Below are 24,838 nucleotides of genomic sequence, written 5' to 3' on the forward strand. Positions count from 1 at the left end.
ATAGGTGGGAGGCTTTGAAACCGGTACGCCAGTATCGGCGGAGCCGTCCTTGAAATACCACCCTTGTAGTGTTGATGTTCTAACTTAGACCCGTTATCCGGGTTGAGGACAGTGCCTGGTGGGTAGTTTGACTGGGGCGGTCTCCTCCCAAAGAGTAACGGAGGAGCACGAAGGTGGGCTAATCACGGTTGGACATCGTGAGGTTAGTGCAATGGCATAAGCCCGCTTGACTGCGAGAATGACAATTCGAGCAGGTGCGAAAGCAGGTCATAGTGATCCGGTGGTTCTGTATGGAAGGGCCATCGCTCAACGGATAAAAGGTACTCCGGGGATAACAGGCTGATACCGCCCAAGAGTTCATATCGACGGCGGTGTTTGGCACCTCGATGTCGGCTCATCACATCCTGGGGCTGAAGTCGGTCCCAAGGGTATGGCTGTTCGCCATTTAAAGTGGTACGCGAGCTGGGTTTAGAACGTCGTGAGACAGTTCGGTCCCTATCTGCCGTGGGCGTTGGAAGATTGAAGGGGGCTGCTCCTAGTACGAGAGGACCGGAGTGGACGAACCTCTGGTGTTCGGGTTGTGTCGCCAGACGCATTGCCCGGTAGCTAAGTTCGGAATCGATAACCGCTGAAAGCATCTAAGCGGGAAGCGAGCCCTGAGATGAGTCTTCCCTGACCCCTTGAGGGTCCTAAAGGGTTGTTCGAGACTAGAACGTTGATAGGCAGGGTGTGTAAGCGTTGTGAGGCGTTGAGCTAACCTGTACTAATTGCCCGTGAGGCTTAACCATACAACACCCAAAGGGTTTTGATGGACTCAAAGCAAGAACAGAATTGAATGTGTAGAGAACACAATAACAGCTTTCCGAATTAAGAATTTGCTTGGCGACCATAGCGATTTGGACCCACCTGATTCCATGCCGAACTCAGAAGTGAAACGAATTAGCGCCGATGGTAGTGTGGGGCTTCCCCATGTGAGAGTAGGACATCGCCAGGCTTTAAATTTATAAAAGAGCCCGTTTGCAAAAACGGGCTTTTTTAGTCCTAAAGGGACATCTTGATGCTGATATAGCTCAGGTGGTAGAGCGCATCCTTGGTAAGGATGAGGTCCCCAGTTCGAGTCTGGGTATCAGCACCATTTACTGTTTGTTTTATGCTTTTTTAAGAGCCTAAAGCAAAACGTAAAGCATTTTACTTGGCGACCATAGCGATTAGGACCCACCTGATTCCATGCCGAACTCAGAAGTGAAACGAATTAGCGCCGATGGTAGTGTGGGGCTTCCCCATGTGAGAGTAGGACATCGCCAGGTTCCCTTTCTGTTTTTAGATTTTAGAAAAATCTAAAGGCAAAAAACTTAGACTTAAGAGTCTAACCAGTACGGAGCGGTAGTTCAGTTGGTTAGAATACCGGCCTGTCACGCCGGGGGTCGCGGGTTCGAGTCCCGTCCGCTCCGCCACTTATTCCAGACCTCAGCAGAAATGCTGAGGTCTTTTTGTATCTGCGTATAGGAGAGCTGGAACGGACTTCGTCCTCTAGAATCGGGATCGGGCTTCGCCCTACGAGAGGTGAATGTTGATGCTAAGTTGATAGAGCCAATGGTTTAGAAGGTGTTGACAGAACTTGTCTCCTAGAAGACACAATCATCCAGTTTTCCAGTTTTCCAGTTTTCCAGTTTTCCAGTTTTCCAGTTTTCCAGTTTTCCAGTTTTCCAGTTTTCCAGTTTTCCAGTTTTCCAGTTTTCCAGTTTTCCAGTTTTCCAGTTTTCCAGTTTTCCAGTTTTCCAGTTTTCCAGTTTTCCAGTTTTCCAGTTTTCCAGTTTTCCAGTTTTCCAGTTTTCCAGTTTTCCAGTTTTCCAGTTTTCCAGTTTTCCAGTTTTCCAGTTTTCCATAGGGCGAAGCCCGTTCCCGCTATTCCTTATCATTCAAATCCCAATCGTACTCATAACTAAACTTGCCGCTGAGATTTGCTAACTCCGGGCGGTATTTAGCTAGGTGTTGGATCAACTCTTGTTTGTTACCAAAGTCCTCTGCAAACCAATCATAAATAGAGGAAAGCTGAGTCTTGCCTTTTAATTGAAGAACACCTTTATCACTATTAATAAACTCTTTAGCTGCTTGCTCTAAGAGTTGCTCGGAATTATCAGCAGTAAAAGCTTGGGTTTGTAGATTTGGACAACCTAGGCTGGCACAGTTCACCGCATAGTGAGTACGAGGGTCATTCCAAATTGGGCGAAGAATGCGGTGTTCAATATCATTGAGAGTGAGGCTCTTGCCGGCGACTGTAACCACTTCATCACCCCATGGACCAAAACTAAATAGTCCACCTAGCTTAGTGATTGACTTGACTGGGTAGTCATCAAGTATCAAGTCGACCGTAATCGCATTGTAAAGGTTAACCCAGTAGGCGTACTGCTCACTTGAGGAGTACTCTCTAGGATCAATAGTAGCTAGTGTCGCGATATACTGATTTAAATTTTGCTTATCTTGAGGTGAGACAGATCCGTATTTGACTAAGGTATTGTCTCCATCTTTGACTAAGTAGCTATCTAGAAAAGATTGCCAGTCCTGATGAGAAATCGCGGTGGTATTACTTTGATTTGAATGCTGCCAAAAAGACCAAAGCTCTGATTTTGGCGCGGCAAATGAGTGAAAAGAGATAAGAGTCAGTAGCAAAGTAATAATACGCATCATCAGGTTAAGTCCTTTGTAAAAGTGCTTTAATTACTAGACCTAGCGAAAAGCAAGTTTGTTTCAGCGCCCAACAAAAAAGGTTAGCCGAGGCCAACCTTTTGTTTATCAGAGTGTTCACTTTGCTTATTTCAGGAAGCTTGGAATGTTGGCTTCATAAGCGGCAATTTTGTCTTCGTGCTGAAGAGTCAGGCCAATATTGTCTAAACCGTTTAGTAGACAGTGGCGACGGAACTCATCAATTTCAAACGAGTATTCTTTACCGTTTGCACGAACTAGGTTCGCTTCTAGGTCGACCTCAACTTCTGCGCCTTCGTTTGCTTCGACGAACTGGAAAATTTCGTCGACTTCTTGCTCGGTTAGACGAACCGGAACCATCTGGTTGTTGATCGAGTTACCGTAAAAAATATCAGCAAAGCTTGGCGCGATCATCGCTTTGATACCGTAATCCGCTAGTGCCCACGGCGCGTGTTCACGTGATGAACCACAACCAAAGTTTTCACGAGCTAGCAAAATAGATGCACCTTGGTAGCGAGGTGCGTTGATTACAAACTCAGGGTTTGGCTGTTCACCCGCATCATCAAGGAAGCGCCAATCATGGAATAAGTGCTTACCAAAGCCTAGACGGGACACCTTTTGTAAGAACTGCTTAGGAATGATTGCATCGGTATCAACGTTCGCTGCATCTAGAGGAACAACTAAGCCTGTGTGTTGTTTAAAACCTGACATGTGTTTGCTCCTTAGTCTAGTTCACGAATATCGACAAAGTGACCAGCAATTGCTGCTGCCGCTGCCATTGCAGGGCTCACTAGGTGGGTACGACCATCACGGCCTTGGCGACCTTCAAAGTTACGGTTTGAAGTAGACGCGCAGCGCTCGTGCGGACCTAAGCGGTCATTGTTCATTGCTAGACACATAGAGCAACCTGGTAGGCGCCATTCAAAACCAGCGTCTTTAAAGATTACATCTAAGCCTTCTGCTTCAGCTTGTGCTTTTACTTGCTCTGAGCCAGGAACGATAAGTGCTTGTACGTTATCGGCGACCTTGCGACCTCTAGCTACTTCAGCTGCAGCGCGCATGTCTTCGATACGAGAGTTAGTACAAGAGCCCACGAAAACTTTGTCTACCTTATAGTCAGATAGTGCTTTGCCTGCTTCTAGACCCATGTAAGCCAACGCTTTTTCTGCCGATGCTTTTTCTACAGGGTCTGTGAAGCTTTCTGGCGCTGGAATTGGTTCATCTACCGCGATCACTTGACCAGGGTTGGTCCCCCAAGTGACTTGAGGTTTGATATCCGCAGCGTTTAGCGTTACTACAGCATCAAACTCAGCGTCATCGTCAGTTTTTAGAGACGACCAGTATTCAATTGCCGCATCTAGGTCTTGACCTTGAGGCGCGAACTTGCGGCCTTTGATGTATTCGAATGTGGTTTGATCTGGCGCGATTAGACCTGCTTTAGCACCTAGCTCGATAGCCATGTTACACACTGTCATACGGCCTTCCATCGTAAGATCAGTAATCGCTTCACCACAGAACTCAACTACGTAGCCAGTACCGCCCGCTGCGGTCGTTTCACCGATGATGGCTAGGACGATATCTTTTGCAGTGATGCCCGCCGCCACCTTGCCTTTTACTTCGATCTTCATGGTTTTTGCACGTGCTTGTTTTAGCGTTTGGGTTGCTAGAACGTGCTCAACTTCTGATGTACCGATACCGAATGCGAGTGAACCAAATGCACCGTGAGTCGCTGTGTGTGAGTCACCACAAACAATCGTCATGCCTGGTAGAGTGATACCTAGCTCAGGGCCCATAACATGCACAATACCTTGGTATTTGTGGTTGATGTCGTAAAGGGTGACACCAAACTCTTCACAGTTTTTCGATAGCGTTTCCATCTGGATACGTGCCATCTCACCGGATGCATTGATGTCTTTAGTTTGCGTTGAAACGTTGTGGTCCATGGTTGCAAACGTCTTGCTTACCTGACGAACCTGACGACCTTTTTCACGCAAGCCATCGAACGCCTGTGGAGAGGTGACTTCATGAACCAAGTGGCGGTCGATGTATAAAATTGGGTTTTCACCCTCAGCGGCTACGGCAACGTGTGCGTCGTAGACTTTATCGTATAATGTTTTGCCCATTATCACTATCCTGTGTATAGCTCCTGACAACGGCTTATCAGGAGCGAATAATTATTATCTGTCTGCTTAAATTAAGAATTCAAAATGTACTCTGCAATCTTATCGCCCATTTCTGAGGTCGATAGTGCTGGTTTGTCACCCGATAGGTCACCGGTTAGCTCGCCCGCCGATAGAGCTTTAGACACTGCTGCTTCAATGTCTTGCGCTGCAGCTTCTTCACCTAGGCTGTAACGTAGCATTAGCGCCGCCGATAAGATTTGCGCTACAGGGTTTGCAATGTTCTTACCTGCGATGTCTGGAGCACTACCGCCTGCTGGTTCGTAGAGGCCGAACTTACTTTCGTTTAGCGACGCTGATGGCAACATGCCCATAGAGCCTGTGATCATCGCACACTCGTCAGAGATGATATCGCCGAAGATGTTTGAACAAAGCATCACGTCAAACTGTGCAGGATCTTTGATTAGCTGCATGGTCGCGTTATCGATATACATATGTGATAGCTCTACATCTGGGTAATCTTTAGCGATCTCTTCGACCACTTCACGCCATAGAATTGAGCTCTGAAGTACGTTTGCTTTATCGATAGAACATACTTTCTTACGACGTAAACGCGCTGATTCGAATGCTATCTTAGCAATGCGCTCAATCTCAAAACGATGATAAACCTCAGTATCGAACGCTTTCTCGTTTGGACCTTCACCTTCACGACCTTTTGGCTGACCGAAGTAGATTCCGCCAGTCAGTTCACGAACCACGACAATATCAAAACCGTTACCAGAGATATCTGCGCGTAGAGGTGAGAAAGCTTCTAGACCTTGGTGGATTTGAGCAGGACGTAGATTACAAAACAGTTGGAAGTGCTTACGTAGCGGAAGTAGGGCACCACGCTCAGGTTGATCGTTTGGTGGCAGGTGTTCCCATTTAGGACCGCCTACAGAGCCAAAAAGCACGGCGTCAGAATCTTCACATGCTTTCACTGTCGATTCTGGTAATGGGCAGCCATGATTATCAATCGCAATGCCGCCTACGTCGTGTTCATCACGAGTAAATTCGATAGCGTGCTTCTTCTCGATCGCATCCAGTACTTTATGTGCCTGAGCCATTACTTCTGGGCCAATGCCATCTCCTGGTAAAACGGCAATTTTGTAAGTTTTGTCTGTCATGTTAGTCCTTGAGTATTTTTATTTCTTTTAAGCTCAAGGGACGACTCGCGTCCCTGGAGTCTTTTAAATCTATACGGTTTCGATTTTTTTCTGTTTGATTTCAGCAATCTTATCTGCACGATGGATGCTATTGATTACGTGCAGTAGCGCTTGTCCCGATGCTTCAACAATATCGGTTGAAACACCCGTACCATGGTACTTGCGGCCTTTATAGTTGGCGATGATATCGGCTTGACCTAGACCGTCTTCACCTTCCCCTTTAGCCGTCAAATCAAACTTATCTAGCACAATATCATATCCGGTTACTCGATAGATACATTGGTAAAGCGCATCGACCGGACCATTACCCACAGCAGCTTCGGATTGTTCTTCATCACCGCACTGAAGTTTGATACTTGTTGTCGCCATGACACTACCTGACTGAACGCTTAGGTAGTTAAGTTTATAGAAATCATCTTCTTCGCGAAGATTTGAGAAATGCATCAAGGCTTCTAAGTCGTAATCGAAAACTTGGCCTTTACGGTCAGCTAGCTTCAAGAAGTCTTCATACAACGCATCTAGATTGTACTCATCTTCTTTGTAGCCCATGGTATCCATGTGACTTTTCACTGCTGCGCGACCACTACGACTGGTTAGGTTTAGTGCTTGATTCTTAAGGCCGATAGACTCAGGCGTCATGATTTCGTAGGTGTTCTTGTTCTTTAACATGCCGTCTTGGTGAATACCTGAAGAGTGGCTGAATGCGTTAGCACCTACGATAGCCTTGTTGTCCTGAATCGGCATATTACAAAGTTGACTGACCAACTTACTGGTACGATGGATCTCATCATGTTTAAGGCCGGTATGAACACCCAATAGCTCTTGGCGAGTCTTGATGATCATCGCGATCTCTTCCAACGAACAGTTACCTGCACGTTCACCGATTCCGTTAATTGTTCCTTCGATTTGTCGGGCACCTGCTTGTACTGCGGCAATTGAGTTAGCAACAGACATACCTAAGTCATCATGACAGTGTACTGAGATGATCGCTTTGTCGATGTTCGGTACGCGGTTAAATAGAGTTTGGATGATACCGCCAAATTCGTTAGGGACTGTGTAGCCAACAGTATCAGGGATATTGATAGTGTTTGCGCCAGCGTCAATGGCAGCTTCAACCATACGACACAAATTGTCGATTGGCGTACGACCCGCATCTTCACAAGAAAACTCTACGTCATCGGTGTATTTACGTGCGTGTTTAACTGCTTTAACGCCCATCTCAACCACGTCATCGTAGCTACGGCGAAGCTTGTCTTGGACATGAACCGTGGACGTTGAAATGAAGGTATGGATACGGAATTGCTCGGCAACTTTTAGTGCTTCAGCTGCGGCATCAATATCTTTCGCAACGGCACGAGAAAGACCACAGATTCGACTGTTTTTGATGTTGCGTGCAATGGTCTGGACGGATTCGAAATCACCAGGCGATGAAACAGGGAAACCTGCTTCAATCACATCAACGCCGAGCCTTTCAAGTGCGTAGGCAATTTGCAGTTTTTCTTTAACCGTCAAGCTTGCTGACAACGCTTGTTCGCCATCACGTAAAGTGGTGTCGAAAATAATGACTTGATCGTTCATGTTTGCTTCCTTAGTGATTCGATGTTTTCACATCTGTTAATCGTTTACTTCCGTTACTTAGCGATAAAAAGCTAGGTATAAAAAAACCCGCACCTGAGTGCGGGTTTTGTGTAATTCTGTGTGGTTATTTTTCTTCCACAGCCTACCCGCGCGAATGTGTCACGATAAGGAGGAGGCTCAGCAGGATAGAAAAACGGTTCATCATTGTTAACGGTTCCTTTAAGGGCGTTAAATAATCCACAAATTTAAGTTAACAAATTAGTACCGCACTCAAGAGTCAACGTCAACCCTAAAGTTGTTTTTTTATTCAAGTCAGATCAGTTCAACCTAAAAACACGCAAAATCGGCGCTTTTAAGCTCTCTTTATATTGAAAAGGTGAATATCTTGATTGGATAACCATATTGAACTTGTGTAACCGAACTACCGCAAAACATTCACCGAGCTGTCACTAAATCCACTTAGTGTGATCGCAACACCGTCAATAAAAGGAGTCGGTAATGCGTTCAATAGAGCCTATTGCCAAGTTTGATCTGGCGTTTTCTCTGTTCTGTCTCCAGCACAGATTTAATCATCCTGTCTCACGTATCAGTAAAGCTGTCTCACATACTGGCGATGGCCACCTATACATAGCCTTTGGTGTACTTGCGTACTTGTTTGCAGGGATTGAAGGCAAGTTGTTTTTATTGGCTGGGTTGCTGGCATTTGCAATGGAGTTGCCAATCTATTGGTTAGCGAAGAACGTGTTTAAACGTCGCCGTCCGCAAGAGCTGTGCGATTTAGTGACTTCGTTTATCACGCCTTCAGATCGTTACAGTTTGCCTTCAGGCCATACTGCTGCTGCTTTTCTTATGGCTTCAATCACAGGTCATTACTTTGCTGATCTGGAAGTCGTCACGCTTATCTGGGCAACCTTGATAGCCAGTTCACGTATTTTGCTTGGAGTGCACTTTCTGACGGACGTTTTGTTAGGGGCTTTGCTTGGTATTGGTTGTGCTCAATTGGCACTAATCATGGTCGGGAGTTGACGAATGAAAATCTTATATGGAGTGCAAGGTACGGGGAATGGTCATATCGCACGTGCAAGAGCAATGTCGAAATGCTTGGCTGAAGCAGGTATGGAGGTTGAATATCTGTTTACTGGCCGAGATGAGAGTAAGTACTTTTGTATGGAGCAGTTTGGTGACTTTCAAACTCGGCGAGGTTTAACCTTTGCAACAGACAAAGGTAGAGTGAACTACTTAAAAACCTGTGTATCTAACAATTTATGGCAGCTCTGGCGTGATGTCCGAGAACTTGATTTATCCCACTACGATTTGGTCCTCAACGATTTTGAACCTGTATCTGCGTGGGCGGCGAAAAAGCAGGGTGTTCCGTCGATCAGTATTAGTCATCAGAATGCGTTCCGATACTCGGTGCCACTAAAAGGAGCCAGTTGGCTTGATAAAAAGGTGATAAAACACTTTGCTCCCGCGCAGCATCATATCGGTTTGCACTGGTATCATTTCGATCAGCCTATTTTGCCGCCCATCATTCACACCCCAAGCGGCGATACTGTGGAGGAAGCTTTCGTTCTGGTCTACTTACCGTTTGAAAGTGTTTCTGATATCACTGAGCTACTGCTGAGATTTACCGGTCAGCATTTTGTCTGTTATCACCCAGAGATCATTGAACCGAAGACAATCGACAACATAGAGTTTATGCCCTTAAGTTTACACTCATTTCAACTTCATCTTCAGCGCTGTAAAGGGGTGATTGCTAACGGTGGTTTTGAGCTTCCTTCTGAGGCACTTACTCTTGGAAAGAAGTTGTTACTTAAGCCATTGACGGGGCAATTTGAACAAGTGAGTAACGTGGCAACTCTTGAAGACTTGGGCTTAGCGACCTGCATGGAAATATTAGACGCTGCTGTGGTGAGAAACTGGCTTGATGAATCGAGCGCAGAGAGTGTCAATTACCCAGATGTAGCAGAGGCCATTGTCGCTTGGATCAAGCTGGGGGATTGGGAAGATAAATCAACACTGACTGAGAGATTATGGGAAAAGGTCGACTTTCCAAGCTATGTCACCAACCTATAGCAAATGTTCAATTCACACCAACAACAGTATCAATTATTGATGCTGTTTTTGTTTGTACTATTTGAATCATAGCTCTGGCTCATGTCTGATACTGGGTTTTAACAGGGGCTTTTAATATCAAATTTCTCTATATATCTATAAAACAGTGTGCTTTATAACTTTTTATAATCTATTTAACTATTTGTAATTAAATAACTATTGTTGATTATAGGTAAAAAATACTGATTAATTGTCAATCTTATTGCTAATCGCTGAATGATTCGCTGATAGTAATGGTTCGCCGATAAACATCTAACAAATAAATACAACGGATGAGGCGAGAAATGGGTTTTCTATTCCTAACTCAAATTTCAATTTAACGACCATATACGCTGAAGAATTAAAGAGGCATCCCCAATGATTGATAAGAAAGAGTCTATGAGTGCTATCGCTAGCTACCGCATGGAAAGTACTTTACGAGGAGTAGATCTAAACCTATTGACTGTGTTTGATGCGGTTATGCAAGAGCAGAACATCACTCGCGCTGCACATAACTTAGGTATGTCGCAGCCAGCAGTTAGTAATGCAGTTGCTCGCCTAAAAGTTATGTTTAACGATGAGCTATTTATGCGTCAGGGTCGTGGTATTCAACCAACTCAGCGTGCTCGCCAACTCTTTGGTCCTGTTCGTCAAGCGCTACAGCTAATCCGTAATGAGCTACCTAGCTCAGTTTTCTCTCCAGAAACGTCAACGCGTCTATTTAAACTGGCGATCTGTAGCCCATGTGATATGCGCTTTGCACCAAAGATCATGTCGACTATTCATGACCTAGCACCAAATGTTCAGCTTCACCTTGATGCTGAGTTTGATCGTCAGCTAGCTGAGCGTATGCGTTACCAAGAGATCGACTTTGTTATTGATTACGCACGTTTTGATGAGCAAGGCTTCTCAAGCACAGAAATCTTCCAAGATGAGTTAGTTGTTGTGGCTTCTAAAGCTCACCCTCGCATTCAAGGTGTCGTGACACCTGACCTATTGGTTCGTGAGCGTCATGCCAAACTTTCAAAAGTTCATGGTCAGCGTAGCTTCTCTGAGCAAGCATACCGTGACCTAGACGTTCAGGCATACTATGAAGGTACAAGCCTAAGCAATGTCCTGTACGTTGTTGGTCAATCAGAGCTTGTAACGATTGCTCCGCGTTGGATGGTTGAGAACGCAGCAAACAAAGATCAGCTGCAAGTGATCGACTTCCCATTCGAAAACGGCAAGATTAGCGGCTACTTAAGCTGGCACGAATCAAGCGAAAAAGACAAAGGTCACATCTGGCTTCGTGACCAACTGATGATGATTTGTGGCGAAGTTGTCGCACTAGATTAATCATCACATTTTACTGCAATTAAAAACCTTGAATGGCCCCGCCATTCAAGGTTTTTTACTATTTATATTGATAACTTTGACGCTCATCAGTTGCCTTTTCTAAAGCGAAATGTACACTTGTGCGCTGATTAAAGCTTACAGGTGTAAGCTAAAGGTAGTAAAGATGGCCAACCTAGATTTTCATATCGTAAAACGTATTCGAGACCAGATTGCAAAAGGCAATGATCGCATTGCGCTTAAGCATAAAGTAGGCAATGTTTGGAATGGCATTAGCTGGAAGCAGTTTGGTCAGCAAGTGGATGCATTGTCACTTGCTCTATTGGCTCACGGTATCCGAATTCAAGACAAGATCGGTATCTTCTCTAACAATATGCCGCAGTGGACAATCGCAGACTTTGCCGCTCTGCAAGTTCGTGCGGTTACCGTACCCATTTATCCAACCAACACCGCAGCTCAATCTGCTTATATCTTGCAAGATGCTGACGTCCGAGTGCTGTTTGTTGGTGAGCAGCCTCAATTTGATGCTGCCGTGTCGATTTTTGACGAATGTGATCAGCTTGAATTGATCGTCGCTATGTCTGATGACATCGATGTGGGTGAACATGAGTTTGCCATTAGCTGGCAGCGACTGATTGCCAATGTTGATAAAGTGCATCAGCAAGAGCTTGATATCCGTTTAGAGCAAGCGAATCTGGAAGACCTTCTTACTTTGATTTACACCTCAGGTACAACCGGTCAGCCGAAAGGCGTGATGCTAGATTACGCGAATATTGGTGCTCAGCTTGAAGGGCATGATCAGCGTTTAAGCTTATCGCAGAGCGATGTTTCTCTCTGTTTCTTACCTCTTTCTCATGTTTTTGAACGTGCTTGGACTTTCTACGCACTATATAAAGGGGCGACCAACTGCTATCTGCAAGATACCATGCAGGTACGTGACGCCTTGAGTGAAGTACGCCCAACCGTGATGTGTGCGGTTCCGCGCTTTTACGAAAAGATTTTCTCTGCCATTCATGAAAAAGTCGCCAAAGCACCATTTATTCGCAAAGTCTTGTTTACTTGGGCTGTCAACATGGGCGCTAAGATGGCTGTGTGTCATCAAGAAGGACGTAAGCCTTCAATCGCACTCAAGAAGTCTCATGCTTTAGCGGATAAGTTAGTGCTATCGAAATTACGAGCACTACTCGGTGGACAAATCAACTTCATGCCTTGTGGGGGCGCGAAGCTAGATGAAACCATAGGTCGTTTTTTCCATGCTATCGGGATTAACGTCAAGCTTGGTTATGGCATGACAGAAACCACTGCGACGGTATCGTGTTGGGATGATAAGTGCTTTAACCCTGATTCGATTGGTATGGCGATGCCAGGTGCTCAGGTTAAGATTGGTGAAAACAATGAAATCTTAGTTCGCGGCCCTATGGTGATGCGTGGCTACTACAAGATGCCGGAAGAGACAGCTAAGACATTCGATGAGCATGGCTTCTTAAAAACCGGTGACGCAGGTCATATCGATGAAAATGGTAACCTGTTTATTACCGATCGAATTAAAGAACTGATGAAAACATCGGGTGGTAAATACATCGCGCCGCAGATGATTGAAGGTGCGATTGGTAAAGATCACTTTATCGAACAGATCGCTGTAATAGCAGATACGCGCAAGTTTGTTTCGGCTCTTATTGTTCCTTGCTACGACTCTTTGGAAGAGTATGCCAAAGAACTTAATATCAAATACCACGATCGCGTTGAGCTAATTAAGCACCATCAAGTGGTTGAGATGCTAGAAAAACGCGTCAACGAACTACAGCAAGAACTGGCTAAATTTGAGCAGGTGAAGAAATTTAAACTGCTGCCAAAGGCTTTCTCAATGGATGCTGGTGAGTTAACACCGACACAGAAACTGCGTCGCAAAGTGATTAACGACAAATATCAGGATGAAATTGAAGAAATGTACAGCGATAAGGTAGAGAAGAAGTAACTTTCTCGATAGTAAATTTCGTAACTGTTTAAAAATCCCTCAGAGAGATGGTTTGCTTTCTGAGGGATTTTTTTATCCGGTTTTCCAACTTACTTACCACGACGATTCGCTGAATATTGAAAAGGCAGTCTAAAATTTTCAACCGAAATTATTTTTATTTCTAGTTTAACTATCTGGTTTTGGTCTTATTATTAGCTAGTTTCTATAACTTGATGTCGATAAATAGCATGTTGTTTAAAGTGAGATGGAAATCGCATTAGACCCATTGATAATAAAACGTTACATTTGTTGCGTGACCTTGCTTTATGTTACCTGTGAGCAAGACATAGCCGAAAAAGTGGAAGTATTTCGATTTAGGCTACGAATAAGACCTAACTATGAAAAACCAGTCCATCACGTTGACCTTATGTGGCGGAAAACTGGTTAAGGAGAAAAATATGGCAGCAATGTTGTCCGGTGCAGAGATGGTTGTGCAATCTCTGATCGAAGAAAACGTTGAACAGATCTTTGGTTACCCAGGAGGCTCTGTTCTTGATATTTACGATGCGCTTCATGCCAAAACCGACCAAATCAAACACGTTCTAGTACGTCATGAGCAAGCCGCTACGCATATGGCTGATGGTTATGCACGTGCGACTGGCAATCCTGGAGTAGTACTAGTCTGTTCCGGCCCTGGTGCAACCAATACTATTACAGGTATTGCGACGGCATACATGGACTCAATTCCAATGATCGTTATCTCAGGTAACGTACCAAACAACATGATTGGTAACGATGCCTTCCAAGAGTGTGACATCGTTGGTGTATCTCGCCCAGTGGTTAAACACAGTTTCCTAGTTAAGAAAGCAGAAGATATTCCTGAAACAGTGAAGAAGGCCTTCTACATTGCTACTACCGGTAGACCTGGCCCAGTTTTGATCGACTTACCGAAAGATGTCATGAATCCTCAGGTAAAACTGCCATATGAATACCCGCAGTCACTGTCGATGCGCTCATACAAACCGACAACTACTGGTCACAAAGGCCAGATCAAAAAAGGTCTTAAGACGCTTTTAGAAGCGAAGAAGCCAGTACTCTATGTGGGTGGTGGTGCCGTCATTTCTGAAGCTGAGCAGCATCTTACTAAACTGGCTGAAGCGCTAAACTTGCCTGTGGTCAGTACCTTAATGGGGCTTGGCGCGTTTCCAGGCACACATAAGAATTCTTTAGGCATGTTAGGTATGCACGGTGTGTATGAAGCTAACATGGCTATGCACAATGCAGATCTGATTTTTGGTGTCGGTGTGCGCTTTGATGACCGAACCACCAACAACCTAGAAAAGTACTGTCCTGATGCCAAGGTGATGCATATTGATATCGATCCTTCATCGATTTCAAAGAACGTAAAAGCAGATCTTCCCATCGTAGGTTCGGCTGAGAAAGTCCTTGAGAGCATGGTTAACTTGCTAGAAGAGCAGGGCAGCACTAATGATCAAGAAGCGTTGAATCGCTGGTGGGATGAAATTCAAGTTTGGCGTGAGCGTCAATGCTTGTCGTACGAAACCTCTCCAGAGCGCATTAAACCGCAGCAAGTTATTGAAACACTGCATAAACTGACCAATGGTGATGCTTACGTTGCCTCTGATGTAGGTCAGCATCAGATGTTTGCTGCGTTGTACTATCCATTCAACAAACCGCGCCGTTGGATTAACTCTGGTGGTCTCGGCACTATGGGCTTTGGCCTACCAGCGGGAATGGGTGTGAAATTCGCTAAACCAGATGAAGAAGTTGTCGTTGTCACCGGTGACGGTAGTATCCAAATGAATATTCAGGAACTGTCGACGGCAATGCAATACGATATTCCGGTTAAGATTATTAACCTGAACAACCGATTCCTAGGCATGGTAAAGCAGTGGCAAGACATTATTTACCAAGGCCGACACTCAAACTCTTACATGAGTTCTGTTCCTGATTTTGCAGCTATCGCAGAAGCGTATGGACATGTGGGTATTCGCATTGAGTCACCAGACCAACTTGAGGCTGGTTTGAAGCAAGCGCTAGATATGAAAGATCGATTGGTGTTTGTAGATATCAATGTTGATGAAACAGAGCATGTATATCCAATGCAGATCAAAGGCGAAGGCATGGACAAAATGTGGTTAAGCAAGACGGAGAGAACTTAATATGAGACACATTATTTCACTACTAATGGAAAACCAGCCTGGTGCGCTTTCTCGCGTGGTTGGCCTTTTCTCTCAGCGCGCTTACAACATTGAGTCTCTGACCGTTTCTCCAACCGATGACGAAACCTTATCGCGCCTGAACATTACCACTATTTCAGACGATATGGAGCTAGAGCAGATCCAGAAGCAATTAAACAAGCTGATTGATGTGCTTAAAGTTCAAGAGGTCTCAGAGCTTGATCATATTGAACGTGAATTGATGATGGTAAAAGTGAAGGCGAGTGGTTTCTCTCGTGCGGAAGTTAAACGTACTGCCGATATTTTTCGTGGTCAGATAGTTGATGTTACAGCCTCTCAGTACACGGTACAGATGGCGGGTACCAGTGAGAAACTTGATGCCTTTATTCAGGCATTATCGGAAGTGACAGAAGTGATTGAAGTAGCGCGAAGCGGCGTTGTGGGCATTGCTCGTGGTGAGCGCGCTCTAAAACCTTAACTTGTTAAAAATCCAATAAAAAAACCACCGACTTGTCGGTGGTTTTTTTGATCTTAAGAGTTAAATTAGTGCAGGATACGTGCGCGAATAGTCCCTTCGATGCTCTTAAGTTTTTTAAGTGCTTCTTCTGAGCGCTCTGTTTCCACATCAATAACCACATAACCGAAATCTGCAGCCGTTTGCAGGTACTGACCAGCGATGTTGATCCCTTCTTCAGCAAAAATGGTGTTAATTTGCGTCAGGATACCCGGACGGTTTTGGTGAATGTGTAGTAAGCGTGAACAGTCGCGGTGCTCTGGCAGTGACACTTCAGGGAAGTTAACACTTGATAGGGTAGAACCGTTATCTGAGTACTTAGCTAGCTTGCCAGCCACTTCAACACCAATGTTTTCTTGCGCTTCTTGAGTTGAGCCGCCAACGTGAGGCGTTAAGATAACATTGTCAAACTTCTGTAGTGGTGATTCAAATGGGTCTGCGTTGGTTTTTGGCTCTGTTGGGAACACGTCAATTGCCGCGCCAGCAAGGTGACCGGCTTCTAGGCTGTGGCATAGCGCTTCAATATCTACCACCGTACCGCGAGCAGCGTTAATGAAGATTGAACCTGGCTTCATTCGAGCAAACTCTTCAGCGCCCATCATGTTCTTAGTTCCAGCCGTTTCCGGAACATGAAGCGAAATAACATCACACTTATTCAGCAGTTCACTCATAGTATGAACTTGAGTAGCGTTACCGAGTGATAACTTGTTTTCAATATCGTAGAAGTAAACACGCATACCAAGGTTCTCAGCGATAATGCCCAGCTGAGTACCGATATGACCGTAACCAATAATACCTAAGCGCTTGCCGCGAGCTTCGTATGAGTTGTCGGCACTTTTCTTCCAAATACCACGGTGTGCTAAGGCGTTCTTCTCTGGAATACCACGTAGTAGCAGTAGGACTTGACCAAGAACCAGTTCTGCCACACTACGCGTGTTTGAGAATGGTGCATTGAACACTGGAATGCCGCGAGTCGCTGCTGCTTTAAGATCAACTTGGTTGGTACCAATACAGAAACAACCAATCGCAACCAGTTTCTCTGCTGCGTCAATCACTTGCTGGGATAGATTAGTGCGCGAGCGAATACCGATAAAGTGAACGTCTTTCACCGCTTCAAGTAACTCTTCCTCAGCAAGTGAGCCTTTGTGGTATTCAATATTGGTGTAGCCAGCAGCCTGAAGAACTTCTACAGATGATGGATGTAGACCTTCAAGCAAGAGGATCTTAATTTTATCTTTTTCCAGTGAAACTTTGGCCATTGTCTTCTTCCTTAAAGTGGGGAAATTTGGGCTTAACGGGCGCACATTAAGCAAAAGCAGGTAAAGCAAACGTTTTTGTAGACGTTACGTAGCACGCAAACGTTTTCCTTGTGCGTCTTCTGACCATTAAGTTAACAAAAAAAATACACTTTGGGTAAGAAAATTACGGAATAAGGCATAATTTTTATAGAGTAAAATGAAAAAACGGCGCCAATAGGCACCGTTTGTAATGAAATAACAAAAATGAAGTGCTTATTCTTCGATTTTTGCACCTTCTGGCGTGCCAGTAATTACTACGTCTGCACCACGGTGGGCAAATAGACCAACGGTAACTACGCCAGCGATGGCATTGATTTTATCTTCAAGATCTTTTGGATCAGTAATCTGCATGCCGTAAACATCAAGAATCACATTGCCGTTGTCTGTGATAACACCTTCACGGTAAGCGGGATCACCACCTAGCTTAACTAACTCGCGAGCCACGTATGAGCGTGCCATTGGAATCACTTCAACAGGTAGAGGGAAGTTACCCAGTACATCAACCGCTTTAGTGTTGTCGACGATACAAACAAATTTGTCTGAAATAGCAGCAACGATTTTCTCACGCGTTAGGGCAGCGCCACCGCCTTTGATCATATCGCGAGTCGCGTTGATTTCGTCAGCACCGTCAACATAGATATCTAGACCTGCGACTTCATTACAGTCGAAAACCTTAATCTCTAACTCTTCAAGTTTCTTAGTTGACGCTTCAGAGCTTGAAACCGCACCTTTAATCTCTTCTTTCATGGTTGCTAGTGCATCGATGAAGTGATTTACCGTCGAGCCCGTACCAACACCTACAATGCTGCCTTTTTCGACATACTTAAGTGCTGCCCAGCCAGCTTCTTTCTTCATTTCATCTTGAGTCATTGCTCATCTCCTAAAGGCGGTAGTAAAAACGATTGCGGCGCGATTATAGCCCTATCTCTAGCAGACTTGAAGCCAAGCTAACGGATTCTAGCGAACAGGGTTAATCCCATTGCCAAATCTTGGTTGGAGTCACAATTTTGGGTAAAGGGACATCCCAAGACTCGATAGGCAGTTTCTCAACATGTTGGCAATCATGTGCTAGGCCAATAGGCATAGGGCCTTGGCCCGTCTTAAACCAAGGCTCTAACGTGCGGTCGTAATATCCGCCACCCATGCCGAGGCGATGGCCTGTAGAGTCAAAACCGACCAGTGGCGTGCAAATGATGTCGAGAGACTTTGCTGGCAGGATTGTCGTTTGATCAAGCTTAGGTTCAGCAATTGAATAACGGTTGAGCACCATTGGGGTCGAGCTGTCATAGTGCAGAAACAGCAGATGACCTTTGGAAAAGGGATGAATGACAGGCAGGTAAGTCTTTTTACCTTGCTGCCATAGCCACTCAATGAGGGGCATGGTTTCAAGTTCACCGTCGGTCGTAAGATACAAGGCAATATGTTGCGCTTGCGCGAGCTCAGGTAGCTGGGAGAATCGATGCACCAAATCTAAACCAGCGAGATGTTGCACATCACTGGATAATTGGTTGCGTTTTTGGCGGATGCTTTTACGGAAGTCTTGTCTGGAAAGCGTCATGACGTTACCCATGGTTGCAGGGTATCGTGAAAGGGATACCCCAGAGTGCCGTTGGAGAAATGGACCCTTGAACCAGCTGGTTCAAGGCGGATCAGCAGAGATAACCGTAGGCTTCTCGGTACAAGCCGAGCTTGCTCAATAGCTATCAAGTACTAACCCTTAGGTATTGCTTATCGGCTCAGGGACTTAATCCCCTAACGAACACTCCAGGGTAAATTCTTGACGGTGTAAAGGTTTATTGCTGTCCTGGCTTTACTTTACTAATCGCGTTGTCGAGTGATGCCGAAAGGAGTTCCATTCGCTCAAACATGGCATCTTGTTCCTGCTTAGAATTACTATCACGAGCCTCAAGCTCATGACAAAAGTTTAACGCAACAAAGGTCAAAAGTTGAACTTCATTAGTAATCTTGGTTTTGGCTGACATGTCTTGCAAACGTTCTTCAAGGCGCTCTGCGGCTTTAATCAATGACTCTTCTTGCCCTGCTGGACAATTTACCCGAGTGAGTTTGCCTAAGATTTCAACTTCTACCGCTTGATTACTCATATCGACTCTATATCTGTTGCCTAAGGTGATAAAGCAGATAATCACCGAGGGAGAAACTATAGAAAAACGCCCATTAAGATTCAAGCTTTTCAGAACAGCGATAAGCAAATCAGGGCGCAATAACACAGTAATTGGGCAATTTGTGTAAAAGCTGCCCACAATTGCTAATCGCTCGTTTTCGCTCGCGGTGGTAAGTGATACGATTGAGGATATTTAGACATATTTAGGCTAATCCAATGAGCGAAATAAAACTACCTGATTACTTAGCATTTGCCACTGAGCTTCAGTCTGCAGGGCTTGCGGTGAACCCTGCCGAGCTGCACGGATTATTAACTGGAATGCTAAGTGGTGGCTTAAGCTTGACTGATAAAAGCTGGCAACCGATGGTTTTTGATTATGTAAGCGAAGGGATGGGCTGGCCAAGCAAAGTATTGCAACTAGCCCAAGATACGTTGGACGCTAGCATTGCGGAGTTAACGGGCTCTGGTATGGACATCGAAATGCTACTACCAGACGAAGAAGCAAGCGCTTCCCTGTTTGATATTGCAGATGGTCTCGCAGAGTGGGTGAACCATTTTATTTCAGGTTTGGGTTTGGTGAATGCTGAACTTAAGAAAGCGTCAAGCGATGTTAAAGAAGCGCTCGCGGACTTAGAAGAAATCTCGAAGTTAGGCATCGATGAAGATGACGATCTGGAAGAGCAAGCTCAACTGTTAGAACAAGTCATTGAACATGTTAAAGCGTGCGTATTGACCATTCACGCTGAATTTGGGCAAAGAAAAGCTGATTCACAGCAAGCACCAACGATTCACTAAAAGGGGTTTCCATGAAGCAGTTTGATGTGGTGATTGCTGGTGGTGCGATGGCGGGAATGACGCTAGCACTTGCGATCAATAAGCTTACCCCACGACCTTTGTCTGTTGCTGTCATTGAGCCGTTTCAAGTCGATCACGAGGCTCATCCAGGGTTTGACTCTCGTTCAATAGCACTGTGCTACGGTACGGTTGCGATTTTAAAGCAGCTTGGCTTGTGGCAAGAGATAGCGGAAGTAGCAACGCCCATTGAACATATTCATGTTTCTGATCGTTCTCACGCGGGTATGACGGATATTACCTCTGAAGAAGTGGGCGTTGATGCGTTAGGCTACGTTGTAGAACTTGCCGATGTGGGGCGTATATACCATCAGCAAGTTGAGCAAGATAACAGTATTTCAGTCCTACACGCTGCAGTTGAGCAAGTCGAGCGAAGTGAAGAAAAGGTCTCTATCACATTAAATGATGGTCATCTTGTTGAAGGAAAGCTTTTGATTGCTGCTGACGGTGCGATTTCCACTTGTTGTGAGCAAGTCGGTATAGCGCTTAATGAGCATGACTTTGAGCAGATTGCCGTGATTGCCAATATTAGTGCTCAGGCACCACACAATGGGCGAGCATTCGAGCGTTTTACTGAGTCAGGACCGGTGGCGCTATTGCCCATGTCGCAAGGACGGATGTCTTTGGTCTGGTGCGTAAGGCCTGACAAAGCACAACAGATCATCAACTATAACGATGAGCAATTCCTGTCTGAACTGCAACAGGCCTTTGGCTGGCGACTAGGTAAATTACAAAAAGTGGGTCAACGAGCGAGTTACCCTTTGTTATTACGTTACAGAGAGCAAAATGTCTCGCACCGCTTTGCCATTGTTGGCAATGCGGCTCAAACTCTACATCCGATTGCTGGCCAAGGGTTTAATTTGGGAATTCGTGACGTCGCAACGTTAGCAGAAAGTATTGCCCAATCCAGTGACGATCCTGGTAATTATTGTACTCTTAAGCAGTTTAAGAATGCTCGCCGCGATGATCGTAATGCGACCATCGCGATGACCTCTGCCTTAGTGCATATTTTCTCCAACGATTACCTATCACTGCGCGTTGGGCGTAATCTTGGGTTGTTCGGTATGGATAATCTACCTGTGCTTAAGACACCTTTGTTAAGAAGAACATTAGGTTTAGTGGCTCGCTAGAGGCGCTAAAAAGGATATAAAACTATGATGCAAAGTGTAGATATCGCCATTGTTGGCGGTGGAATGGTGGGTTTAGCGCTTGCAGCAGCGTTTAAAGACACTGAATTACGTATTGCTGTGATTGAAAGTCGAGCTCCTGAGAGTGAGCTCAATGACTTGCCAGATGTGCGAGTGTCAGCACTTAGCCGTTCGAGTGAAACGGTGTTAAGAAACTTAGGTGCATGGCAAGGCATTACCCAGCGCAGAGCGGCACCCTATCAGGCGATGGAAGTGTGGGAGCAAGATAGCTTTGCTCGTATCGAATTTGAAGCTCAGCAGTTAGCGCAGCCCGATCTCGGTCATATCGTTGAAAACCGTGTTATCCAGCTTGCTCTACTTGAACAAGTTAAGCAGCAAAGCAATGTGACTCTATTTATGCCAGAGAAGTGTGCTTCGATGGCGATAGGGGAGAGTGAAGCTTGGTTAACTTTGGAGAGCGGCCAGGCGTTAACGGCTAAGCTGGTGGTAGGCGCTGATGGGGCGAACTCTTGGGTTCGTAAGCAGCAAGATATTCCGTTAACCCATTGGGATTACGGCCACAGTGCCATTGTTGCCAATATCCGCACTAAAGAAGATCACCAGCGCGTCGCAAGACAAATTTTCACTCCGCAAGGGCCATTAGCTTTTTTGCCGCTAGGTGAAGATAATCTCAGTTCGATAGTCTGGTCGACTGATCCAAGTCGAGCTGAACGACTTGTGAGCATGTCTTCAGCGGAGTTCAACAAAGTGCTGACGGCTGAATTCGACAATCGTTTGGGGCTATGTAAAGTCGAAGGGGAGCGTTTTGCCTTCCCACTAAAGATGCGTTATGCGCGCGATTTTGTTGCAGAGCGTGTGGCTTTAGTTGGCGATGCGGCGCACACCATTCACCCGCTTGCGGGACAAGGCGTAAATCTCGGTCTACTGGATGCAGCAAGTTTAGCGCAGGAAGTGCTTCAACTTTGGCAAGTAGGAGAAGATATTGGCTCTAAGCGTAACCTACGTAGTTATGAGCGTTGGCGTAAGTCTGAAGCCGCCAAAATGATTGCCGCAATGCAAGGGTTTAAAGATCTGTTTGAGGGAAGTAATCCAGCGAAAAAACTGATCCGTGGCATTGGGATGAAACTCGCCGGTCAATTACCGGGAGCCAAAGATGAGATCATGAAACGAGCGCTTGGTTTGAAGGGCAATTTACCTCAATTAGCTCAGCAATCAAGGCACAAATCTCAAACGGTTTAAATGCAAAGGGTTGGCAATGGCCAACCCTTTTTAATTCTATTATGCGTAAGCGCAGCGGAGTTTCATCACTTCCTGATTAATTTCTTTTACCGCTTGAAAGTGTTTGCGTTCAGCCTTCTCCGGCAAAATCAGCTTACCATTATCAAACTCAAACTTACCAACCCCGTAAATGTAGATCCTTCCCTTAAATAGCCGACTAATGTGTTTAGCAATCATACCTGGTGTATAGCGCTTAAACAGTCTCATACAGTTATCCTTATGTTTAGCAAGCACTGCAAATTATACGTTTTTCCCACCCTGAAAATTGTGATTGTGATGGTGGAAAATGCAGATGAAACTGGTTTGTTTGGATATTTGTGTTGCTGTAGACAAAACCACGGATAAATATCCAAATTATTGTGATAATTACCTCACTTATCTTCTGACAGCGGAACTCGCATAAGAGTTCAATCGCGAAATATTAAGCCTCATTTATATGACACATTTAAGAATAGTTTAACTTTCAGAGTGGGTGTAAAAGAATTGTAAAATTTTACCAAAAAAAAGCCCGCTTTGATGCGGGCGAATAGTCACAGATGCATTACACAAAAAGTGGATGTCCTGAAACAATCAGTGGATTCACTTTTTTAGTTGGAGAAGGATTCACATACCTTTCGAGCCACATACCAACTCATTGAAAGGTTGTGTCGCTCAGCATGTATAAGCTACTGAGCGAACTTTAACCAACAGAGACAGCATACTTCAAAAATACCATTATGACTACTTATGCTTTATTGGTGAATAATAATTTAATTAAGAAAAGGCTAATGATGCGATAACGGTCATGGTTTGATGAAATCGATTGCAACAAGAGAGACTGGTTTCTACCTAGTAATGGGTAGAAACCGTTTAATCGCGGCAGATATCGCCAATGACAGGTTGACTGAGTTGAATAAGATCGTCACAACTCAAGGCGATGCCAGCCATATTTGAGCCACTGCTTATCGTGACCTCAGGTTCTGCCAAAAGTTGCTGGTCGAATACTATCACCATTGGCGTGCGTAGTAACAAGGGGACAACCGTGCCAATCTTGTATCCAGTCAGGCTCGCCACCTCTTCCATAGATACACAGGTCATTCGACGCCACTCTAGAAGCGCGCGGACTTTTTTTGGGTCGACCGCCTTGTTTCCTGGGGCGCAGGCAATTGCGTAGCGATTACTCATATCACGCAGTACAATAGATTTCACCATCTGTTCTGGTCTAATCCCTCGCTGCTTTGCCGCATCTTCTATGGTTGTCGCTGGAGTTTGGTGCGGCAGCAGTCGAAAGTTGATCTGCTGCGCTTCTAGATATTGCGTAATGTGCGTTGAGATAGGATCAGTCATTATCTTCTAGCGAGTAAGGCAGAGCCGCAAATGTCCATTCACTGTTAGGTTGCTCTTTTAGGCGCAGTCGAGTGTCTGCTTCTAGGTTGTTAGGCAAGACAACCAGTGCCAAGGCTTTATTATCGCTGTAGCGGTAGCTAGCAATAATTTTGCCCGCGCTACGCCAGTTTTCACCGACGGCTCGCTCTAGCTCTGCGTTAGCGTCAATCACCGCTTCAGCATCGCCCTTAACGATAAACAGTGCACGCTTGTTGATGCCGCGATATTTAGCGCGAGCCACAGTCTCTTGGCCTGTATAACAACCTTTAGTAAAGCTAATTCCCCCAAGCGCTTGAATGTTTAGAGCTTGCGGAATGTGTTCATTTTGCTGTTCGGCATTGAGCAGTGGCAAGCCCGCTTGAATATCGTGCAATGTCCAGAGTTCTTCAGATACTTTTTCTGCTTGTAGAGTCGCGATCAATTGCTCGGCGCTAGATTGCTCCATTAAGAGTAGCCAACGCTGTTGGTCAATTTTAACGGCAGTGCCACCTTCAATAGAGCGCACATCACCAGTTTGAGATGAAAGAGAGTCAATAAAGCTTGTCGCAGAGTCGCCCATTAGTCCCAGAGCGATATCTTCTGTTTGCTTGATTTCTACCTTAGAAAAAATCGCATACTTTTTCAGCTCGGTTAGCTCTTTATCGATAATGGAGGTTGGCTGAAACATGGCGTAGCCGCCGTTGTGGTGAAACAGACGAAACGCGCTCCATACCTTACCTTTAGCGTCACAGTGGGCGCCAAAGGTAGAGTCTTGCTCATCTAATGTCACTACGTCACAAGTCACTTGGCCTTGAAGGTAGGATTTCTTGTCATCGCCAAACATTGTAATTGCACTCCATGATGGGAGTAACGCAACTGAAAGTTGAGGGAGTGCATCGCTTGACGCTAGTTGTAGGGGAGCAAACTCTTTCTGCCAGTCCATGATTGATACCTAATAGAAACTTAATAACTGTATGTTAGCGCTGAATCCTAGTGATAAACAACCTTTAGAGTTGTAGGCGAATTTTTCATGTCTTGGTATGGAAAATCATGACCTTGCTCGGGAGTGTGACTAGCGCCCTAGTTGTGAGC

22 protein-coding genes, 2 tRNA genes, 3 rRNA genes and 1 other RNA gene are annotated in these 24,838 nt (G+C 45.2%); 14 read left to right on the forward strand and 14 right to left on the reverse strand.

All coding sequences use genetic code 11. The features are described from left to right. From AC6R00_RS18025 to AC6R00_RS18045, 5 genes are all read left to right on the forward strand, one after another. A 23S ribosomal RNA gene (locus tag AC6R00_RS18025) occupies positions 1-788 on the forward strand; the annotation flags it as partial. Between the two features lie 90 nt (positions 789-878). Further along, positions 879-994: ribosomal RNA gene (rrf, locus tag AC6R00_RS18030) — 5S ribosomal RNA — on the forward strand. A 65-nt stretch (positions 995-1,059) separates the two neighbouring features. Next, positions 1,060-1,135 (forward strand) — tRNA-Thr (locus AC6R00_RS18035). Between the two features lie 56 nt (positions 1,136-1,191). Next, positions 1,192-1,307: ribosomal RNA gene (rrf, locus tag AC6R00_RS18040) — 5S ribosomal RNA — on the forward strand. Between the two features lie 70 nt (positions 1,308-1,377). Beyond that, positions 1,378-1,454 (forward strand) — tRNA-Asp (locus tag AC6R00_RS18045). 171 nt (positions 1,455-1,625) lie between these two features. On the opposite strand, the gene AC6R00_RS18050 is transcribed toward AC6R00_RS18045, so the two are convergent. From AC6R00_RS18050 to leuA, 6 genes are all read right to left on the reverse strand, one after another. Beyond that, positions 1,626-1,886, reverse strand: coding sequence for a hypothetical protein (locus AC6R00_RS18050; protein WP_500641455.1), 261 nt, complete (start codon positions 1,884-1,886; stop codon positions 1,626-1,628). Positions 1,887-1,905: 19 nt separating this feature from the next. Then, positions 1,906-2,688 carry a DUF547 domain-containing protein gene (locus AC6R00_RS18055; protein WP_500641456.1) on the reverse strand — a complete coding sequence of 261 codons (783 nt, stop codon included), beginning with the start codon at positions 2,686-2,688 and terminating at the stop codon, positions 1,906-1,908. Positions 2,689-2,811: 123 nt separating this feature from the next. Further along, on the reverse strand, positions 2,812-3,414 hold the full coding sequence (leuD, locus tag AC6R00_RS18060; protein ID WP_500641457.1) for a 3-isopropylmalate dehydratase small subunit: 603 nt from the start codon (positions 3,412-3,414) through the stop codon (positions 2,812-2,814). 11 nt (positions 3,415-3,425) lie between these two features. Continuing rightward, positions 3,426-4,826 carry a 3-isopropylmalate dehydratase large subunit gene (gene leuC, locus AC6R00_RS18065; RefSeq protein ID WP_500641458.1) on the reverse strand — a complete coding sequence of 467 codons (1,401 nt, stop codon included), beginning with the start codon at positions 4,824-4,826 and terminating at the stop codon, positions 3,426-3,428. A 71-nt stretch (positions 4,827-4,897) separates the two neighbouring features. Then, complete coding sequence (gene leuB, locus AC6R00_RS18070) at positions 4,898-5,989, reverse strand: 3-isopropylmalate dehydrogenase (RefSeq protein WP_500641459.1); 1,092 nt, start codon at positions 5,987-5,989, stop codon at positions 4,898-4,900. A 69-nt stretch (positions 5,990-6,058) separates the two neighbouring features. Next, a complete protein-coding gene (leuA, locus tag AC6R00_RS18075) occupies positions 6,059-7,606 on the reverse strand; it encodes a 2-isopropylmalate synthase (RefSeq protein WP_004743519.1) in 1,548 nt (515 codons plus the stop codon). A gap of 498 nt (positions 7,607-8,104) precedes the next feature. Here leuA and AC6R00_RS18080 point away from each other — a divergent pair, with 498 nt between their 5' ends. From AC6R00_RS18080 to ilvN, 6 genes are all read left to right on the forward strand, one after another. Continuing rightward, the gene (locus tag AC6R00_RS18080; protein WP_425666088.1) at positions 8,105-8,632 is read left to right on the forward strand and encodes a phosphatase PAP2 family protein; all 528 of its coding nucleotides are present in this window, start codon (positions 8,105-8,107) and stop codon (positions 8,630-8,632) included. 3 nt (positions 8,633-8,635) lie between these two features. Beyond that, positions 8,636-9,682 carry an MJ1255/VC2487 family glycosyltransferase gene (locus tag AC6R00_RS18085; protein WP_500641460.1) on the forward strand — a complete coding sequence of 349 codons (1,047 nt, stop codon included), beginning with the start codon at positions 8,636-8,638 and terminating at the stop codon, positions 9,680-9,682. A gap of 396 nt (positions 9,683-10,078) precedes the next feature. Continuing rightward, a complete protein-coding gene (gene leuO, locus AC6R00_RS18090; protein ID WP_425666086.1) occupies positions 10,079-11,038 on the forward strand; it encodes a transcriptional regulator LeuO in 960 nt (319 codons plus the stop codon). Positions 11,039-11,201: 163 nt separating this feature from the next. Continuing rightward, positions 11,202-13,010 (forward strand): AMP-dependent synthetase/ligase, encoded by a 1,809-nt coding sequence (locus AC6R00_RS18095; protein ID WP_500641461.1) that lies wholly within the window; start codon positions 11,202-11,204, stop codon positions 13,008-13,010. Positions 13,011-13,447: 437 nt separating this feature from the next. Beyond that, positions 13,448-15,172, forward strand: coding sequence for an acetolactate synthase 3 large subunit (locus AC6R00_RS18100; RefSeq protein WP_239826463.1), 1,725 nt, complete (start codon positions 13,448-13,450; stop codon positions 15,170-15,172). A gap of 1 nt (position 15,173) precedes the next feature. Next, a complete protein-coding gene (gene ilvN, locus AC6R00_RS18105; RefSeq protein ID WP_004744777.1) occupies positions 15,174-15,668 on the forward strand; it encodes an acetolactate synthase small subunit in 495 nt (164 codons plus the stop codon). 65 nt (positions 15,669-15,733) lie between these two features. Here the strand turns inward: ilvN and serA are convergent, their stop codons facing one another. The 5 genes from serA to zapA all read right to left on the reverse strand — a co-directional run bounded on the left by serA (position 15,734) and on the right by zapA (position 19,104). Further along, positions 15,734-16,963 (reverse strand): phosphoglycerate dehydrogenase, encoded by a 1,230-nt coding sequence (gene serA, locus AC6R00_RS18110; protein WP_500641462.1) that lies wholly within the window; start codon positions 16,961-16,963, stop codon positions 15,734-15,736. A 252-nt stretch (positions 16,964-17,215) separates the two neighbouring features. Continuing rightward, positions 17,216-17,872 (reverse strand): ribose-5-phosphate isomerase RpiA, encoded by a 657-nt coding sequence (gene rpiA, locus AC6R00_RS18115; RefSeq protein WP_171323212.1) that lies wholly within the window; start codon positions 17,870-17,872, stop codon positions 17,216-17,218. 100 nt (positions 17,873-17,972) lie between these two features. Beyond that, entirely contained in the window at positions 17,973-18,560 is a 588-nt protein-coding gene (locus AC6R00_RS18120) for a 5-formyltetrahydrofolate cyclo-ligase (RefSeq protein WP_500641463.1), read from the reverse strand. Between the two features lie 33 nt (positions 18,561-18,593). Next, positions 18,594-18,776: non-coding RNA, 6S RNA (gene ssrS, locus AC6R00_RS18125), on the reverse strand. 19 nt (positions 18,777-18,795) lie between these two features. Then, a complete protein-coding gene (zapA, locus tag AC6R00_RS18130) occupies positions 18,796-19,104 on the reverse strand; it encodes a cell division protein ZapA (RefSeq protein WP_494505447.1) in 309 nt (102 codons plus the stop codon). Between the two features lie 236 nt (positions 19,105-19,340). On the opposite strand from zapA, the gene AC6R00_RS18135 reads away from it, so the two are divergent. Genes AC6R00_RS18135 through AC6R00_RS18145 form a run of 3 tightly spaced genes read left to right on the forward strand, consistent with a single transcriptional unit; the run spans position 19,341 to position 22,363 of the window. Then, entirely contained in the window at positions 19,341-19,919 is a 579-nt protein-coding gene (locus AC6R00_RS18135) for a YecA/YgfB family protein (protein WP_500641464.1), read from the forward strand. Between the two features lie 11 nt (positions 19,920-19,930). Beyond that, positions 19,931-21,106, forward strand: coding sequence for a 2-octaprenyl-6-methoxyphenyl hydroxylase (gene ubiH / locus AC6R00_RS18140; protein WP_500641465.1), 1,176 nt, complete (start codon positions 19,931-19,933; stop codon positions 21,104-21,106). A 24-nt stretch (positions 21,107-21,130) separates the two neighbouring features. Beyond that, entirely contained in the window at positions 21,131-22,363 is a 1,233-nt protein-coding gene (locus AC6R00_RS18145) for an FAD-dependent 2-octaprenylphenol hydroxylase (protein WP_500641466.1), read from the forward strand. 39 nt (positions 22,364-22,402) lie between these two features. On the opposite strand, the gene AC6R00_RS18150 is transcribed toward AC6R00_RS18145, so the two are convergent. The 3 genes from AC6R00_RS18150 to ygfZ all read right to left on the reverse strand — a co-directional run bounded on the left by AC6R00_RS18150 (position 22,403) and on the right by ygfZ (position 24,689). Beyond that, complete coding sequence (locus AC6R00_RS18150; RefSeq protein ID WP_004744768.1) at positions 22,403-22,609, reverse strand: DUF1107 domain-containing protein; 207 nt, start codon at positions 22,607-22,609, stop codon at positions 22,403-22,405. 642 nt (positions 22,610-23,251) lie between these two features. After that, positions 23,252-23,728, reverse strand: a complete 477-nt coding sequence (locus AC6R00_RS18155) for an aminoacyl-tRNA deacylase (RefSeq protein ID WP_500641467.1) — start codon at positions 23,726-23,728, stop codon at positions 23,252-23,254. Further along, a complete protein-coding gene (ygfZ, locus tag AC6R00_RS18160) occupies positions 23,721-24,689 on the reverse strand; it encodes a tRNA-modifying protein YgfZ (protein WP_500641468.1) in 969 nt (322 codons plus the stop codon). The genes AC6R00_RS18155 and ygfZ overlap by 8 nt, the downstream gene beginning before the upstream one ends. Between the last annotated feature and the right edge of the window lie 149 nt (positions 24,690-24,838).

Source organism: Vibrio sp. R10-SF1-ISO8 (assembly GCF_059833805.1).